The organism is Acidovorax sp. SDU_ACID1 (genome assembly GCF_045291395.1).
Classification (GTDB): domain Bacteria; phylum Pseudomonadota; class Gammaproteobacteria; order Burkholderiales; family Burkholderiaceae_C; genus MR-S7.
In genome coordinates, this window is sequence record NZ_CP152342.1 from 781,333 (window position 1) to 798,328 (window position 16,996).

The window sequence follows — 16,996 nt, forward strand, 5'->3', positions numbered from 1 at the left end:
CCATCCATGCAAGACGTTTTCATCTACGACCACGTGCGCACGCCGCGCGGCAAGGGCCGCCCCGGCGGCGCGCTACACCCCATCACGCCGGTGCAGCTGGCGTCGCAGACGCTGCGCGCGCTGCGCGAGCGCAACGGCTTCGATCCGCGCGCCATCGACGACGTGGGCCTGGGCGTCGTCATGCCCATCGGCGAGCAGGGCGCGGACATCGCGCGCGTGGCGCTGCTGGAGGCGGGCTACGGCGACACCGTCTCGGGCTACCAGCTCAACCGCTTCTGCACCTCGGCGCTCGACACGGTGAAGATGGGCTTCGGCCTCATCGTCTCGGGCCAGGCGGATGCGGCCATCGGCGGCGGCGTGGAGTCCATGTCGCGCGTGACCATCGGCAGCGACGGCGGCGCGGTCTATACCGACCCGGACGTCGGCAAGCGCTACCCCTACATCCCCAACGGCGTGGCCGCCGACCTGATGGCCGCGCTCGGCGGCATCACCCGCGACGAGGTGGACGCCTACGCCGTCGAAAGCCAGCGCCGCGCCGCGCAGGCGGTGGACGCGGGCTGGTTCGATCCCTCGCTCGTGCCCGTGCGCGACCGGCTGGGCAACGTGGTGCTGGCGCGCGACGAAGCCCACCGCCCCGGCACCACGCTGGCCGACCTCGCCAGGCTGCAGCCCGTGTTCGACAAGCCCGGCGCGCTGGGCTACGACGCGATCGTGCTGCGCCGCTACCCGCAACTGGACCGCATCGAGCACATCCACACTGGCGGCAACTCCAGCGGCATCGTCGATGGCGCCTGCGCCGTGCTGCTGGGCAGCCGCGACTTCGGCGAACGCGGCGGCCTGCGTGCCCGCGCGCGCATCCGCGCCGCCGCCACCTGCGCCGACGAGCCGCTCCTCAGCCTGGGCGGCCCGATGCCGGTGACCGACAAGGCGCTGGCGCGCGCGCACATGTCCATCCGGGACATCGACTTGTTCGAGGTCAACGAGGCCTTCGCCGTCGTGCCCATGTGCTACGCGCGCCACTTCGGCATCGACCCGCAGCGCATCAACCCCAACGGCGGCGCCATCGCCCTCGGCCACCCGCTGGGCGCCACGGGCGCCATGCTGCTCGGCACGTTGCTCGACGAGCTGGAGCGCCGCGACCTGAACACCGGGCTGGTCACGCTGTGCGCGGCCGCCGGCCAATCCACCGCCCTCATCATCGAGCGAGTTTGAAATGACGGATCAATTTCCCCTGACGCTGCAAGAGGGCGGCATCGCTCTCATCCGCTTGGACACTCAACCCGGCGAGGCAGGCACGGTCTGCCCGCCGCAGCTCGAAGCGCTGGTGGCCGCATTGCAGGCCGCTGCCGAACGCGCCGACGTGCAGGGCGTGCTGCTGCACGCCAGTGGCCCGTCATGGCTGCCCGAAGCGGGCGCGCAGGCGTGGCTCGATTTGTGCCGCGCGGGCGATGCCAACGCCATCGCCGCCGTGCTGCAGCGCCGCTCTGGACTGCTGCGCGCGGTGGAGCGCCTGCCCAAGCCCATCGCCATCGTCATCGAAGGCGCATGCATGGACTTGTGCCTCGAATTCGCGCTGGCCTGCCATGCGCGCTGGGCCGTGCCTGGCGCACGGCTGGGCCTGCCGCTCGTCAAGCGTGGCCTGCCGCCGGGCGCGGGCGCCACGCAGCGCCTGCCGCGCCTCGCGGGCATTCCCGCCGTGCTGAACGGCCTGCTGGCGGGCGATACCTGGGAGGCGGATGCCGCCCGGCAGATGGGCCTTTTGAGCGGCGTGCAGCCTATGGCGCAGGCGCTGCAGGATGCGCGCGCATGGCTGCTGGCCCACCCGCAGGCCCAGGCACCGTGGGATGCCAAGGGCTACCGCCTGCCGGGCGGCGCGGGCGCAATGGCGCCGCACGCGGGGCGCAGCTTCACCGACAACATCGCCCGCCTGCGCAAGCCCAGCGACACCCAGCCCGCGCCGCTGGCCCTGCTCTCGGCCGTCTACGAGGGCACGCAACTGCCCATCGACGCGGCGCTGAAGGTGGAGGCGCAGTGCGCCGCCCAGGCGCTGGCCGAGCCGGCCACGGCCAACCAGATCCGCTCCCAATGGCTGCACCAGGCCCAGGCGCGGCAACTGGTGCGTCGCCCGGCGGGTGTGCCCGAGCAGCCCGTGCGCAAGCTGGGCGTGCTGGGCTCGGGCCTGATGGGCGCGGGCATCGCCCAGGTGGCCGCGGCGGCGGGCATCGAGGTGGTCATGGTGGACACCAGCGCCGAGCGCGCCCAGGCCGCGCACGGCAAGATCGCCGCGGCCCTGGCGCGCAGCCACGGCGACCGCGCCGCGGCCATCGCCCAGCGCATCGAGCCCACGGCGGACCTGCAGCGCCTGCACGGCTGCGAATTCGTCATCGAGGCAGTGTTCGAAGACCGGGCCGTCAAGGCCGACCTGATGGCCCGCGCCGCGCCTGTGCTGGCCGGCCGGCCCGCGCATTTCGTCTGGGCCAGCAACACCTCCACGCTGCCCATCGGCGGCCTGGCATCCGCATGGGCCCTGCCGGAGCAGGTCATCGGCATGCACTTCTTCTCGCCGGTGCCGCGCATGCCGCTGCTGGAGATCATTCTGGGCGCGCGCACCGACCCGGCCACCGTCGCCCGCGCGCTGGACCTGGCCGCGCGGCTGGGCAAGACGCCCATCCTGGTCAACGACAGCCCGGGCTTCTACACCAGCCGCATCTTCTGCGCCTACATCGACGAAGGCATGGCCATGCTGGCCGAGGGCGTGAACCCCGCGCTCATCGAGAACGCAGCGCGGCAGGCGGGCTTCGCCACGCCGCCGCTGGCGGTGACCGACGAGGTGTCGCTCGATCTGCAAGCCCTGGTCATCGGCCAGGTGCGCAAGGACGGGCTGGAGGAAAAATTCCTGCGCACCCTCGCCCAGCCCGTGGTGGAGCGCATGAACCAGCTCCAGCGCCTGGGCCGCAAGAGCGGCGGCGGTTTCTACGACTACCACCAATCCGGCAAGCACCTGTGGCCGGGGCTGGCGCAGCAGTTCCCTCAAAGCGGCGAGCAGCCCGATCTGGACACCGTCATGGCCCGCCTGCTGTCCATCGAGGCGATGGAGTCCGCGCGCTGCCTGGAAGAGGGCGTGCTGACCTCGGCAGCCGACGGCGACCTGGGCGCGTTGCTGGGCCTGGGCTTTCCGGCGTGGACGGGGGGCACCTTCTCCTACATCGACACCGTGGGCTGTGCGGCCTTCGTGCAGCGCTGCGACGTGCTGGCCGACCGCTTCGGCGAGCGCTTCCGCCCCTCGGTCTGGCTGCGGGACCGTGCGGTGCAGGAGTTGCGCTTTCACCCGTGAGGCCTTCGGCGCTGGAGTAGGCATGTTTTTGGCCTCCAGCGCTTGCCAGTCAAGCGCTGGCAGCTCCTATTAGAGGAGCGGGATGCAAAAAAAGACCGCCGGGCAGGGCGGTCTTTTTGATGGGGGCAGCGTTGGCGCTCAGGCCACCGCGTCTGCCGGCAGCCGCTGCAGCATGGCCAGGCTGCGGGCCACGGTGTCGCGCAACTCGCGCCGGTCGCAGATGAAGTCCACCGCGCCCTTGGTCTGCAGGAATTCGGCGCGCTGGAAGCCTTCCGGCAGCGTGACGCGCACGGTGGATTCGATCACGCGCGGGCCGGCGAAGCCGATCAGGGCCTTGGGCTCGGCGATGACGATGTCGCCCACGAAGGCGAAGCCTGCGGAGACGCCGCCCATGGTCGGGTCGGTGAGCACGCTGATGTAGGGCAGGCCCTTCTTGGCCAGGCGCGTGAGCGCTGCGTTGGTCTTGGCCATCTGCATCAGCGACAGCAGGCCTTCCTGCATGCGTGCGCCGCCCGTGGCGGTGAAGCACAGGAAGGGCACCTTCTGCTCGATGGCGGTTTCCACGCCGCGCACGAAGCGCTCGCCGACCACGCTGCCCATGGAGCCGCCCATGAAGTCGAACTCGAAGCACGCGGCGACCACGTTGATGCTCTTGACCGAGCCGCCCATGACGACGAGCGCGTCGGTCTCGCCGGTGTTCTCCAGCGCCTCCTTCAGGCGTTCGGGGTACTTGCGGCTGTCCTTGAACTTGAGGGCGTCGACGGGCAGGACTTCCTGGCCGATTTCGTAGCGGCCTTCGCCGTCCAGGAACAGGTTGAGCCGCGCGCGCGCACCGATGCGGTGGTGGTGGCTGCACTGGGGGCAGACGTTCTGGTTGTGCTCCAGGTCGGTCTTGTAGAGCACGGCCTCGCAGCTCGGGCACTTGACCCACAGGCCCTCGGGCATCTGGCGGCGCTCGGCGGGGTCGGTTTGCTGGATCTTGGAAGGCAGGAGTTTTTCGAGCCAGGACATAGGGTTTCCTCTTGCTTGAGGGCGATGATTATGCGTCCAGCGCTTTTCGGACGCCGCGCAGGAAGTCCACGGTGATGGGGACGACCTTCTCGTGCGGCTGGTCCTCGATGAGCTGGATGATGCGGCTGCCGATGACGACCGCGTCGGCCACGCGGCCGATGGCCTGGGCGGTGGCGGCGTCGCGGATGCCGAAGCCCACGCCGACGGGGATTTTCACGTGCTCGCGGATGCGCGGCAGCATGGCCTCGACGGCGTTGGTGTCCAGCGCGCCCGAGCCGGTCACGCCCTTGAGCGAGACGTAGTAGACGTAGCCGCTGGCCACGCGCGCCACCTGCTGCATGCGCTCGGGCGTGCTGGTGGGAGCGAGCAGGAAGATCAGGTCGATGCCTTGTGCGCGCAGTTCGGCAGCGAACTGCTCGCATTCCTCGGGCGGGTAATCCACGACCAGCAGGCCGTCCACGCCGGCGGCAGCCGCGTCGCGCGCGAACGCGCCCTGGCCGTGGCGCTGCTCGTAGCGCTCCACCGGGTTGGCGTAGCCCATGAGCACCACGGGCGTGGTGCTGTTGCGCTGGCGGAAGCTGCGCACCATGTCGAGCACCTGCGCCATGCCGATGCCCAGGGCCAGCGCCTTCTCGCCGGCCTTCTGGACGACGGGGCCGTCGGCCATGGGGTCGGAGAAGGGCACGCCCAGTTCGATCACGTCGGCGCCGGCCTCCACCATGCCGTGCATGAGCGCGGGCGTGATGTCGGCGAACGGGAAGCCGGCCGTCACGTAGGGGATGAGGGCCTTGCGGCCCTTGGACTGCAGTTCGGCGAAGGTGTCTGCAATGCGGCTCATGCGGCGGGCCCTCCCTTGACCGTATGGCCGCGCATGCTGGGGCGGTCGTAGAAGTCGGTGCCGGACAGGTCGGCCACGGTGCCGATGTCCTTGTCGCCGCGGCCGGAGAGGTTCACGAGGATGGATTGCGAAGGTTGCATGGTCTTGGCGAGCTTCATCGCGTAGGCCACGGCGTGGCTGGATTCCAGCGCGGGGATGATGCCCTCGGTGCGGCACAGGTAGTGGAACGCCTCCAGCGCCTCCTGGTCGGTGATGCCTACGTATTCGGCGCGGCCGATTTCCTGCAGCCAGGCGTGCTCGGGGCCGACGCCGGGGTAGTCCAGCCCGGCGCTGATGCTGTGCGTCTCGGTGATCTGGCCGTTCTCGTCCTGCAGGATGAAGGTGCGGTTGCCATGCAGCACGCCGCTGGAGCCGCGCTGCAGGCTGGCGGAGTGCTTGCCGCTGTCGAGCCCCTCGCCCGCGGCTTCCACGCCGATCAGGCGCGTCTTCTCGAACGGGATGTAGGGGTGGAAGATGCCCATGGCGTTGCTGCCGCCGCCCACGCAGGCGACCACGGCGTCGGGCTGCTCGGCGGCTATCTGCTGCGCGCAGAGCATCTCGGGCATCTGCGTGAGGCATTCCTGGCCGATCACGCTCTGGAAGTCGCGCACCATCATCGGGTAGGGGTGCGGGCCGGCCACGGTGCCGATGATGTAGAACGTGTTGTCCACATTCGTCACCCAGTCGCGCATGGCCTCGTTGAGCGCGTCCTTGAGCGTCTTGCTGCCGGATTCGACGGGCACCACGGTGGCGCCCAGCAGCTTCATGCGGTAGACGTTGGGGCTCTGGCGCTTGACGTCCTCGGAGCCCATGTAGACCACGCACTCCAGGCCGTAGCGCGCGCAGATCGTGGCCGTGGCCACGCCGTGCTGGCCGGCGCCGGTCTCGGCGATGATGCGCGGCTTGCCCATGCGCTTGGCGAGCATGGCCTGGCCGATCACGTTGTTGATCTTGTGCGCGCCGGTGTGGTTGAGGTCTTCGCGCTTGAGGTAGATCTGCGCGCCGCCCATTTCGCGCGAGGTGCGCGCGGCGTGGTAGACGGGCGAGGGCCGGCCCACGAAGTGCGCCAGCTCGTAGTGGAATTCGGCGAGGAATTCCGGGTCGTGCTGGTAGCGCGCGTAGGCTTCGCGCAGCTCGGTCAGCGCGTGGGTCAGGGTTTCGCTGGCGAAGCTGCCGCCATAGGGGCCGAAATGGCCCGACGCATCGGGTTGTTGGTATGCAGGCATTTAGGAAAGGGAAGCTGGTGCCGCATCCGCCGCGCGCACGGCGGCGATGAAGCGTTGGATCTTGCCGGCGTCCTTGACGCCCTTGAGGGGGCGCCATCGGGACCGTCGGCCTCTACGCCGGAGCTGACGTCAACCGCCAGCACCCGGCAACGCGGGCGAACCTGCAAGATGCCATCGGTCACGTTTGCAGGCGTGAGTCCACCAGACAAAACGAGGTGAGAGTCGACGCTTGGTGGAAGGAGTGACCAATTGAATGCCTTGCCGCCGCCGCCATAGCCTTCGACGTGGGCGTCGAGCAGGATGGCGCGGGCGTGAGAGTGATCGTGGGCGTATTTTACGAGGTCGAAGCGCGCCGCCCCTTCGCCCAGCGGAATGCGCGCGGCGCGCAGGAAGGGAATGCGCCCCTGGTCGCTGGCGGCCCAGCAGTCCTCGGGCGATTCATCACCATGAAATTGGGCTGTGGCGCCCGCCACAGAAGCGCAAGCAGCTATTACTTCAGTAGCAGGCGCGTTCACGAACAGCAGCACGGGCGTGACGAAGGGCGGCAGGCGCCGAGCCAGTTCGGCCGCGCGCGGGGGGGTGACGGCGCGTGGGCTTTTCGGATAGAGCACGAAGCCGATGGCATCGGCGCCCGCATCGACGGCGGCGTCCACGTCCTGCTCGCGGGTCAGGCCACAGATCTTGATGCGGGTGCGGGAGGCGTGGGCTGGGGAAGGGGGCTGCTCATGGCAGCCAATCATACGCAGCGGTGCGCGTGGGCAGGCCCCACTCGGGCCCGTACACCGGCCCCAGGAAATACAGGCCGTCGGGCGAGAAGGTGGGGGCCGCCGCGTCGCGCGAGCGCGCCTGGAGCACGGTGCGCATCCAGTCGGGCGGCTGCAGGCCCTGGCCGATGGCGACGATGCAGCCCATGATGTTGCGGATCATGTGGTGCAGGAAGGCATTGCCCTCGAACTCGAAGCGCCAGTAGCACGGCGTGCAGCCGTGCAGGTCGTGACCGCTGGCCGGGCCGCGGCGCGTGATGTCGATGCGGTGCAGCGTCTTCACCGGCGTCTTGGCCTGGCAGGCCGAGGCGCGGAAGGACGTGAAGTCGTGCTCGCCCAGCAGGTGCTGCACGGCGGCGCGCATGGCCTGCTCGTCGAGCGCATGGAACACCCAGCCCACACGCCCCGCGTCCACGCTGGGCCGCACGGGCGATTGCAGCAGCACGTAGGCATAGCGGCGCGCGACGGCGCTGGCGCGCGCGTGGAACGCATCGGGCACGGGCTGGGCCCACTGCACGGCGATGTCGGGCGGCAGGAAGGTGTTGGTGCCGCGCACCCAGGAGAAGGGCGCGCGCTGCAAGGCGGTGTCGAAATGCACCACTTGCATCAGGCCGTGCACCCCCGCGTCCGTGCGGCCCGCGCACAGGGTCGATACGCCATGCGTGGCGAAGCGGCCCAGGGCCGCTTCGAGGTGGTCTTGCACGGTGTTGCCGCCCGGCTGGCTTTGCCAGCCACTGTAGGCCTGGCCGTTGTAGCTGACGCCCAGGGCCACCCTCATCGTGCGCACTCCGGCCGGGCCCACGGCGCGCGGGCGCGGCGGCTGCCGCGCGCGGGCAGGCAGCGGCGCATCAGCCCAGTTCGGCCAGCAGGCGCTGGGCGCGGGCCTTGAGGTCGCCGGACGATTCGGCGATCACTTCCTCGATCAGGGAGCGGGCGCCTTCGCTGTCTCCGATGGTGTTGAACTCTTCCGCCAGCGCCAGCTTGGTGGCCAGCGGATCGTCCGGCAGTGGATCGGCTGCTGCTGCGGGCGTGGGCTGGGGCACGGGCTGGGCGGCGGACACTGCCTTGGCGCTGGGGGCGCCCAGGTCCAGCGACAGGTCGCCCAGATCGAATTCGAGCGGCTCTGGCGCCGGGGCCTTGGCATCGCGGCTGGTCAGCGGGGCGACGGCCGAGTCCATTAGCGACAGGTCGGAGGGCTGGAAGTCGAGCGGGGAGGGCTCCGTACCCGATGCACCAGCGTCCGGGAGTTCCGGCTGGGCGGCGGCGGCAGGCGGCTCCCACGGGGTATCGGGCAGTTCGAGGTCGCCCAGGTCCAGTTCAGGCGCGGGCGCCTCGGCTGGAGGAACGTCGGCCGCCGGGGGCGTCGCATGCAGTGTGGCATCGGCCATCGCGGCGGCGAAGGCGCCCGCAGGGGCCGGATCGGGTGCGGGGGGAGCTTCGTGCAGGTCGAGGTCCAGGTCCAAATCCAGGTCCGGCAGCACGGAGTTCGGGGCTTCATCGGCCAGCGGCTGGGGGGCAGACGCTGCGAATGTGCTTGCGAACGCCGTGGCTGCAGCGGCACCGGCGGCGGCCTGCGCCGCGGTGGCGGCCACCGGGCGGCCGCCGGGCTGGTACAGCGCGTTGTCCGGGTCCAGGGTGCGGCCCAGGTCGGAGACGCGGGCCCAGTCCGGACCCTGGCCGTTGGAGAGGGTGAACACTTCGCTGGCCGCGGCTTCCAGGGCCTTGCGGTCCTGGCGCTTGGCGTAGATCTCCGCGAGCTTGGCGGGGATCGAAACGCGCTCGGGATGGTGGCGCGCGGCTTCCTTGAGGATTTCCTCGGCCTGCAGGTCGCGGCCATAGGCCAGGTAGACATCGGCTTCGGCCACGGGATCCACGTCGCCGCCCGCATCCAGCTGGCTGGGCGAGTAGGTCATGGAGGAAGAACCGGTGGTGAGGTCGCTGTTGGCCGTGTCCACGCGCTGGCCGCCGCTGGCGCCGAAGAAGGAGTCGGGCTGCAGGCGGCTTTCCAGGAAGGAACTGTCCACCGCGCCCTGGTTGCGCCGGCGCTGGGCGATGCGGTAGCCGCCGTAGCCCAGCAGGGCCAGCAGGAGGGCGAGCGCGCCGCCCGCCAGCAGCGGGTCTTCGGTCAGGGAGTCGAGGAAGCTGGGTTCCTCGTACTGCACGGGCTGCGGAGTGGGTTTGGGGGCCTGCGCGGGGGCTGGCGCAGGTGCCTCGGCTGCGGGTTCGGGGGCCGCAGCAGCGGGCTCCGAGGCGGGCGCTGCAGGTGCCGGTGCGCTTTCGGCCCCAGGCGCCGTCTCGGCGCTGGCCGCAGGCGCGGAAGCGGGAAGGCCCGCCGGGGCAGGCACGGATACGCCCGGGCCGGCCTGCGCTGCAGGCGCCGTCGCCGGTGCCGCGCCAGGCTCGGCCGTCTTGGCAGTGCCGCTGCTGATCTGGTTCAGTTCGGAAATATTCTTGGACAGCTCCGCTATGCGGGCGGCGTTCTGGTCCGCCTGCTTGTCGCGGGCCAGCTTGTCGTCGGCCTTCTGGGCCTGGACGCTGCCCTTGGACAGGGTGAGCTTGTCCGGGCTGGCGACCGTGGGCTTGCGGTCTTCGACCTGTGTCTGCACCGAGCCGCTGGCCGTGCGCTGCGCGGCGGCCACTTCGGCCGTGGGAGCGGCGGACGCCAGGCGGCGGCGGAATTCGTTGAAATCGCGGCTTTGCGTGGCGATGATCTGCCGGGCCTCGGTGGCGGGCGTGGCCTGCGCATCGGCTTCGCTGGGCATCTGCAGCACGGCGCCCGCGCGCAGGCGGTTCACGTTGCCCCGCACGAAGGCATCGGGGTTGGCGCGCATCATCGCCACCAGCATCTGGTCCAGCGATACGCTGGCCGGCTTGTGGGCACTGGCGATGCGCCCGGCGGTGTCGCCGGCCCGCACCGTGACTTCGTCCGCTCCCTGGGGGCGCTCGGCGGCCGCCCTGGGCGTGGGGGCCGGTGCCGGGGAGGGCGCGGGTGCGGGCGGGCGGGCAATGGGCGCTGCCGCCGGCGGACGCGGTGCCAGGGGGCGGGTGCCGCCTCTGCGCGCGGCGCGGTGACCTGGGGCGGCGTGGTCACGGCGGCCTGCGGCCGGCGCAGGGCCGGAGGGTCGAACAGCATCGTGTAGCTGCGCACGATGTGGCCGGAACTCCACGAGGCGTCGATGACCAGGTCGACGAAAGGATCGTTGATGGGCCGGGTGCTGCTCAGCCGCAGCACCATGGAGCCGTCGGGACGGCGGTGGAGCTGGACTTGGACGTTGTGCGCGGCGGGCGAATATTCAAGGCCTTGCGCGCGGAACACCTCGGGCGAGGCGGGCGCGACGCGCAGGGAGTCCGCTTCGGAGGGGGTGATCTGGGGAAGTTCGATTTCGGCGCGCAGGGGTTCGCCCAGCGCCGACTGCACATTCACGCGTCCCAGGGCCAGTGCGCTGGCATCGGTGGCATAGAGCCCGGCCGACAGGGCGGCCGCTGCGGCCAGGACAGAGAGTTTCCAACGATGCATGGGTGCGACGGTGTGAATGAGGGATGCAGCCGTGGGAAGAGGCTTTTTTCTGTTCATGGTCGAGGCCCCTCCCGAGCGTGAAAATATGTAAAAAGCACCATAGCATCAATGTTTTGCACTGACAAGCTGACACGGCGCTCCAGCTTTTCCGCCCCGGTTTGGAGCAAGGAATGGCCCATCGCATGTTGGTAACGGACAACGACCCGTAACAGGGCGTATCCATCATGGAACTGCGGCCGGCGGCACCGCGCGGGCACCGCCGGGCAGGGGGGTCAGGCGTCCAAGAGGATGCGCAGCATGCGGCGCAGCGGCTCGGCCGCACCCCACAGGAGCTGGTCGCCGATGGTGAAGGCGCCGACATACTCGGGGCCCATGGCCAGCTTGCGGATGCGGCCCACAGGGATGGTCATGGTGCCGGTGACGGCCACGGGCGTCAGGTCGCGGAGCGTGGCCTCGCGCGTGTTGGGCACGACCTTGGCCCATTCGTTGTCGGCGGCGATCATGGCCTCGAGGTCGGCTACGGGCACGTCCTTCTTCAGCTTGAAGGTCAGCGCCTGGCTGTGGCAGCGCATGGCGCCCACGCGCACGCAGAAGCCATCGACCGGCACGGCGGGTGAGCCGAAGCCTTCGCCCTGGCCCATGATCTTGTTGGTCTCGGCCATGCCCTTCCATTCTTCCTTGGACATGCCGTTGCCCAGGTCCTTGTCGATCCAGGGAATCAGCGATCCGCCCAGGGGCACGCCGAAGTTGGCGGTTTCGTCGGCCGAGAGGGCGCGTTGCTTGGCGATGACCTTGCGGTCGATCTCCAGGATGGCGCTCTTGGGGTCGTCGAGCAGGGCCTTCACCTCGGTGTTCAGCGTGCCGTACTGCGTGAGCAGCTCTCGCATGTGCTGCGCACCGCCGCCGCTGGCGGCCTGGTAGGTCTGCGTGCTCATCCACTCGACGAGGCCCGCCTTGTAGAGCGCACCCACGCCCATCAGCATGCAACTCACCGTGCAGTTGCCGCCGATCCAGTTGTTGCCGCCCTTGGCCAAGGCGTTCTGGATGACGGGCATGTTCACCGGGTCGAGGACGATGACCGCGTCGTCCTTCATGCGCAGCGTGGAGGCGGCGTCGATCCAGTGGCCCTTCCAGCCTGCGGCGCGCAGCTTGGGGAAGACCTCGGTGGTGTAGTCGCCGCCCTGGGCGGTGATGATGATCTCGCAGCGCGCCAACTGCGCGATGTCGAACGCGTCCTGCAGCGCGGTCTCGTTCTTGGCCATCGCGGGCGCCTTGCCGCCTGCGTTCGACGTGGAGAAGAACAGGGGCTCGATCAGGTCGAAGTCCTTCTCCTGCGCCATGCGGTCCATCAGCACCGAGCCGACCATGCCGCGCCAGCCGACCAAACCTACCAACTTGCTCATTTTCAACGCCCTTTCACAAAGTAAAAACAGTGCCCGACCGGACTTCTGTTCACCCCCGGCTCGTCTGGGCCAGGGAGGGCGCACGACGATACCGGAGCTGCTTCAGCCCTTAATGGTCGTGGTTTTGGTGGTGATTGCACGCGCGGCGACGCCTGCCAGGGCGGCAGTGGCGGTGTTCTGTGCGAACGGGCGGGCGGCAAACATAGCCGGACATTGTAGCGGATGCCCGGGCGCTCCTGCCGGCCCGGCCGCTCAGAATCGCCCGATGGCGTAAGGAGCCGGGTCGATCGCCGGCTTCGCGCCCGCGATGAGCTGGCTGACGAGCTTGCCGCTGGGCGGGCCGCCCGTGAGGCCGAAGTGGCCATGCCCGAAGGCGAGGTACAGGCCGGGATGGCCGGGCGCCTCGCCCAGCACCGGCAGGCTGTCGGGCGTGGACGGACGGTGGCCCATCCAGTAGCGCGGCTCGCCGGCCTGCAGGCCAGGGAAGATGCGCCGCGCATGCGCGGCGAGCGCTGCGGCGCGGCGCTCGTCCGGCGCGGCCTCGAGCCCGGCGAATTCCACGGTTCCCGTCACCCGCAGGCCCTCGGCCATGGGGGTCATGCCGAAGCCACGGTTCTTCACCGATAGCGGCATGGGCAGTTCGATGCTGGGCGCGGGCAGCAGGGCGTGGTAGCCGCGCTCGGATTCCAGCGGAACCCGCAGGCCCAGCGGCTCCAGCAGCCTGCCGCTCCAGGCCCCGCCCGCCACCACGATGCGTGGAAAGCGGCGGTTGGCCATGTTGGTCATCAGCGTGAACCCTTCGGGCCCGCACGGCAGGATCTTGAGTACGCGCTCGTGCACGGTCTGGCCTGCGCCCGCGAGGAATTGCGCATGCAGCGCCTGCACCAGCCCCAGCGGGCTGACGGTGAAGGCATTGCCGGGAATGCGCATGCCGCGCCGTATCTCGGGCGAGATGCCAGGATAGATGCGCTGCAGGTCGGCGGCCGTAAGCGGCTCGACGGCGATGGCATGGCGCTGGGCGATCTGCATCTCGATGCGCGATTCCATGCCGTCGCCTTCCCAGATGCGCACCTGCCCGACGGGCCGCACGAGGCGCTGGAAATCCGCGTCACCCAGCAGTTCGCGCCAGGCGTGGAGAGAGGTGGAATGCAGTGCGCGCATCGCGTCGGAGATGCGCAGCACGCGCTCGATCGAGCTGGCTCCGATCCAGCGCAGCAACCAGGGCGCGAGGCGGGGCGCATACCCGCTGCGGATGACCAGGGGTCCGTCGGAGCGCAGCAGCCAGCCGGGCACCTTCCTGAGCATGCCGGGTTGGGCGATGGGCACGGCGGTGTCGGCGCTGATCAGCCCCGAGTTGCCGAACGACGTGCCCCCGCCCGCGGGCAGCGCGTCGATCACCGTCACCGCGAAGCCGGCGCGCTGCAGATAGAGGGCCGTGGACAGGCCCAGGATGCCGGAGCCGATGACCCCAACCGAGGTGGCGTCGGTGGCGCTCATTCGGGCTTGATCCCCAGCATGTCGACCGATGCCTGCCATTTGCCGGCGCGCGCGCGGATGAAGTCCCGGTAGTGCTCGGGACTGCCTGTGACCACCGTCGCGCCCTGGGTCTCCAGCCGCTGGGCGATGGCCGGGTCGGACAGCGCGCGCTGGACCGCGGCGCTGATCTTGCGCACCACGGCGGCAGGCGTGCCCGCGGGTGCCGAAATGCCGTTCCAGGTCTCCACCTCGAAGCCCGGATAGCCCTGCTCCGCGATCGTGGGAATGCCGGGCAACTGGCGCAGGCGCTGCGCGGAGGCCACGCCGAGCACGCGCACCTTCTGCCCCTGGTAGAGCGACATGCCCGACGCGGCGCCCGCGAACATCATCTGCACCTGGCCGCTGACGACGTCCGAGATGGCGGGGGTGGAGCCTTTGTAGGGCACATGGGTGATGTCCACGCCCGCCGCGTGCTTGAAGAGCTCCATCGCCATGTGGCTGACGCCGCCGCGGCCCCAGGACGCGTAGTTGAGCTTGCCGGGATGGCCCTTCGCGTCCTCCACCATCTGCTGCAGCGTGGTGGAGGCGTAGTTCAGGTGGGTCATCAGCACCATGGCCTGGGTCGCCATCATCGCTACCGGCGTGAAGTCGCGCTCGGCGTTGTAGGGCAGGTTGGCGTAGAGCAGCTGGTTGAGCGAGTCGATGTCGGTATTGGTGTTGATCAGCGTGTAGCCGTCGGGCTTGGCGCGGGCCGCGAGGTCGGCGCCGATGGTGCCGTTCGCGCCGGGCTTGTTCTCCACGACCACCGGCTGCTTCCACTCCTCGCTGAGCTTGGCCGCGACGATGCGCGTCGCCCCGTCGGACAGCGCGCCGGGCGGCCATGGAACAATGATGCGCACCGGGCGGTTGGGAAAGTCCTCCTGCGCATGGGCCGCGGGCAGGGTCGCCAGCATGGCGATGGCAAGCAACGTCCGAACGAACTTCATCTCGAATCCTTTTGCGAATGGCGGTGTGGAAATTCACTGTAGGCCGCGGCCGCCGCCCCTGGCAAAGGATTTGTGCTTCAGTCCAATCAACCGCAAGTTAAGTCGCCATGCGCACCGAAGCCCGCAGACCCACGTTCCGTCAGCTCGAAGCCTTCCACGCGGTGATGACCGGCGGCAGCATGAAGGCGGCCGCGGAAACGCTCTTCATCAGCCAGGCCGCGGTGAGCAAGCTGATCGCCTCGCTGGAGGCAGACCTGGGCCTGAGCCTGTTCGAATCCAAGCGCGGCGGCCTGCGGCCGAGCGAGGCCGGGCAGGTGATGCACCAGCAGACGCAGCAACTGTTCGGCGCGGTGTGGAAGCTGGCCGACCTGGCCGACAAGCTGCGCGACAGGGAGGCCGGGCGCCTGCGCATCGCGGCCATGTCCACCTTGTCGGTGAGCGGGCTGCCGCGGCTGCTGGCGGGCGTGCTGCAGGGGCGCGAGGCGCTGCAGGTGGAGGTGGACACCTTCAGCTCCAACGAGATCATCGGCCTGGTCCGCGACCGGCGCTACGACATCGGCCTGGCCATGCCGCCCGTGGATCTCGACGGCGTGGAGCTGATCCAGGCCTACCGGCTGCGGTGCAAATGCATCTCGGCCACGCCGGGAGACTTCGGCGGTGCGGCGCGGGTGGACCCGTCCATGCTGGCCGGCCGCGAGTTCGTCTCGCTCGCCGAGGGCAGCTTCACGCGGCTGCGCATCGACGAGCTGTTCACTGCGCAGAACATCCCCCGGCGCATGGCGGTGTCGGCCCGCTCGCCGGCCACCGTGGCGACGTTCGTGCTCCACGGCCGCGGCGTGTCCATCGTCGATCCGTTCACGGCGGCCGACCATGGGGCGCGCGGCGGCGGGGTGCACGAGTTCGACCCGCCGATCCCTAGCACCGTCCTGTGGCTCAAGGCCGTGGGCGCGCCGCTGCCGGCGGTGTTTCCGGACATCCGGGCGGCTTTCGACGAAGCCGTGCGGCCGCTGCTGCTGGAGGGCTGGGTCGCATGAGCCCGCCGGGCGTATAGTTACAAATCTTTCCGGACGGTTCCGCTTCCTCCATGTCTTCCCTCGACGATTCCCTTGCAGGCTGGCAGGACGATCCGCGCCACCTGCGCGACATGCTGGACCACAACAGCGACTGGATCTGGGAAGTGGACGCCCAGGGCCGCTACACCTATTGCTCGGCCATGGTGACGGCGCTGCTCGGGCGGCCGCCCTCCGAAGTGCTGGGGCGCACGCCGTTCGATTTCATGCCGCAGGCCGAGGCGCAGCGCGTGGGCCGCGAGTTCGCGGCGATCGTGGCGGCGCGCAGGCCGTTCTCGGGGCTGGTGAACCGCAACGTGCGGCCCGACGGCAGCATCGTGGTGCTCGAAACCAGCGGCGTGCCGCTCTTCGACGCGCAGGGCGACCTGGCCGGCTACCGCGGCGTGGACCGCGACATCTCGATGCTCGGCGAGCGCGTTCTGCAGCTGGAGGCGGTGTACGACCTGGCGCCCGTGGCCCTGTGCACGCTGACGCGCGAGGGGCGTGTGGCCATGGCCAACCAGGCCATGGCGTTGCTGCTGGGACGCGAGGTGGAGGCGCTGCCCGGCCTGTGCCTGGCGGAGCGGGTGCCCGTGGCGGCCGATGCCCTGCGCGAGGACTTCGCCGCCGCCGATGCGGGCGCACCCATGCCCGGCCGTGAATGGGCCTGGGACGGGCGCTGGTTCTACGTGACGCGGCACCCGCTGCGCGATGCGCGCGGCGCGGTGGTGGGCCTGTCGGTCGCGTGGATGGACATCACTGCGCGCAAGATGGCTGAGGAACAGCTCACCGCGGCCAACGACCGCCTGGCCTACTATGCGCGGCAGGACTATCTCACCGGGCTGCACAACCGCCGCTCGCTGGACGAGCGGCTGGAGCGCGAGATCGCCCGCGCCCGGCGCGACGGCCAGGTGCTGTCGCTTTGCATGGCGGACGTGGACTATTTCAAGAGCTACAACGACACCCAGGGCCACCTGGGTGGCGACGAGTGCCTGCGCGCCGTGGCACGGGTGCTGGAGCAATGTGCGCTGCGGCCGGGCGACATGGTGAGCCGCTATGGCGGCGAGGAGTTCGTCGTCGTGCTGCCCGGCACCGACGCGCGCGGCGCGGCCGCGGTGGCCGAGCGCATGCGCGCGCAGGTCGAGGCGCTGCGGCTGCCTCACCCGGCGAGCCCGCAGGGCCTGGTCACGGTGAGCCTGGGCGTGGTGTGCTGGCAGTTGGTGCCCGGCGACGCGCCCGTGGAGGCGGCCGCGCTGCTGCAGGCGGCGGACCGGGCGCTCTACGCCGCCAAGTCCGCGGGGCGCAACCGTACGGCCAGCGCGGCGCTGCCGCAGGCCGCGCCGGCCGCCTGAC

At 70.2% G+C, this 16,996-nt stretch carries 11 protein-coding genes and 2 pseudogenes; 4 read left to right on the plus strand and 9 right to left on the minus strand.

What is annotated here, in order from left to right; genetic code table 11:
• Positions 1–6 precede the first annotated feature (6 nt).
• Together AAG689_RS03750 and AAG689_RS03755 are read left to right on the plus strand one after the other, a co-directional pair.
• Positions 7–1,212, plus strand: a complete 1,206-nt coding sequence (locus tag AAG689_RS03750; RefSeq protein ID WP_406624815.1) for an acetyl-CoA C-acetyltransferase — start codon at positions 7–9, stop codon at positions 1,210–1,212.
• Position 1,213: 1 nt separating this feature from the next.
• A complete protein-coding gene (locus AAG689_RS03755) occupies positions 1,214–3,334 on the plus strand; it encodes a 3-hydroxyacyl-CoA dehydrogenase NAD-binding domain-containing protein (protein ID WP_406624816.1) in 2,121 nt (706 codons plus the stop codon).
• Between the two features lie 138 nt (positions 3,335–3,472).
• Here the strand turns inward: AAG689_RS03755 and accD are convergent, their stop codons facing one another.
• The 9 genes and pseudogenes from accD to AAG689_RS03800 all read right to left on the minus strand — a co-directional run bounded on the left by accD (position 3,473) and on the right by AAG689_RS03800 (position 14,594).
• Complete coding sequence (accD, locus tag AAG689_RS03760) at positions 3,473–4,345, minus strand: acetyl-CoA carboxylase, carboxyltransferase subunit beta (RefSeq protein ID WP_020229835.1); 873 nt, start codon at positions 4,343–4,345, stop codon at positions 3,473–3,475.
• Positions 4,346–4,373: 28 nt separating this feature from the next.
• Positions 4,374–5,183, minus strand: coding sequence for a tryptophan synthase subunit alpha (gene trpA, locus AAG689_RS03765; RefSeq protein ID WP_406624817.1), 810 nt, complete (start codon positions 5,181–5,183; stop codon positions 4,374–4,376).
• A complete protein-coding gene (gene trpB / locus AAG689_RS03770) occupies positions 5,180–6,448 on the minus strand; it encodes a tryptophan synthase subunit beta (protein WP_406624818.1) in 1,269 nt (422 codons plus the stop codon). Before trpB ends, trpA begins: the two co-directional genes overlap by 4 nt.
• Positions 6,449–7,188: pseudogene (locus AAG689_RS03775) on the minus strand (phosphoribosylanthranilate isomerase).
• On the minus strand, positions 7,172–7,990 hold the full coding sequence (gene truA, locus AAG689_RS03780; RefSeq protein ID WP_406624819.1) for a tRNA pseudouridine(38-40) synthase TruA: 819 nt from the start codon (positions 7,988–7,990) through the stop codon (positions 7,172–7,174). The pseudogene AAG689_RS03775 and the gene truA overlap by 17 nt, the downstream one beginning before the upstream one ends.
• Positions 7,991–8,060: 70 nt before the next feature.
• Positions 8,061–10,729: pseudogene (locus AAG689_RS03785) on the minus strand (FimV/HubP family polar landmark protein).
• A gap of 272 nt (positions 10,730–11,001) precedes the next feature.
• Complete coding sequence (gene asd, locus AAG689_RS03790) at positions 11,002–12,132, minus strand: aspartate-semialdehyde dehydrogenase (RefSeq protein ID WP_406624820.1); 1,131 nt, start codon at positions 12,130–12,132, stop codon at positions 11,002–11,004.
• A 252-nt stretch (positions 12,133–12,384) separates the two neighbouring features.
• Positions 12,385–13,629, minus strand: coding sequence for an FAD-binding oxidoreductase (locus AAG689_RS03795; protein ID WP_020229827.1), 1,245 nt, complete (start codon positions 13,627–13,629; stop codon positions 12,385–12,387).
• The gene (locus AAG689_RS03800; RefSeq protein ID WP_406624821.1) at positions 13,626–14,594 is read right to left on the minus strand and encodes a Bug family tripartite tricarboxylate transporter substrate binding protein; all 969 of its coding nucleotides are present in this window, start codon (positions 14,592–14,594) and stop codon (positions 13,626–13,628) included. Before AAG689_RS03800 ends, AAG689_RS03795 begins: the two co-directional genes overlap by 4 nt.
• Positions 14,595–14,701: 107 nt before the next feature.
• On the opposite strand from AAG689_RS03800, the gene AAG689_RS03805 reads away from it, so the two are divergent.
• Entirely contained in the window at positions 14,702–15,628 is a 927-nt protein-coding gene (locus AAG689_RS03805; protein WP_406624822.1) for a LysR substrate-binding domain-containing protein, read from the plus strand.
• 50 nt (positions 15,629–15,678) lie between these two features.
• A complete protein-coding gene (locus tag AAG689_RS03810; RefSeq protein ID WP_406624823.1) occupies positions 15,679–16,995 on the plus strand; it encodes a diguanylate cyclase in 1,317 nt (438 codons plus the stop codon).
• The last annotated feature ends 1 nt before the right edge of the window (position 16,996 follow it).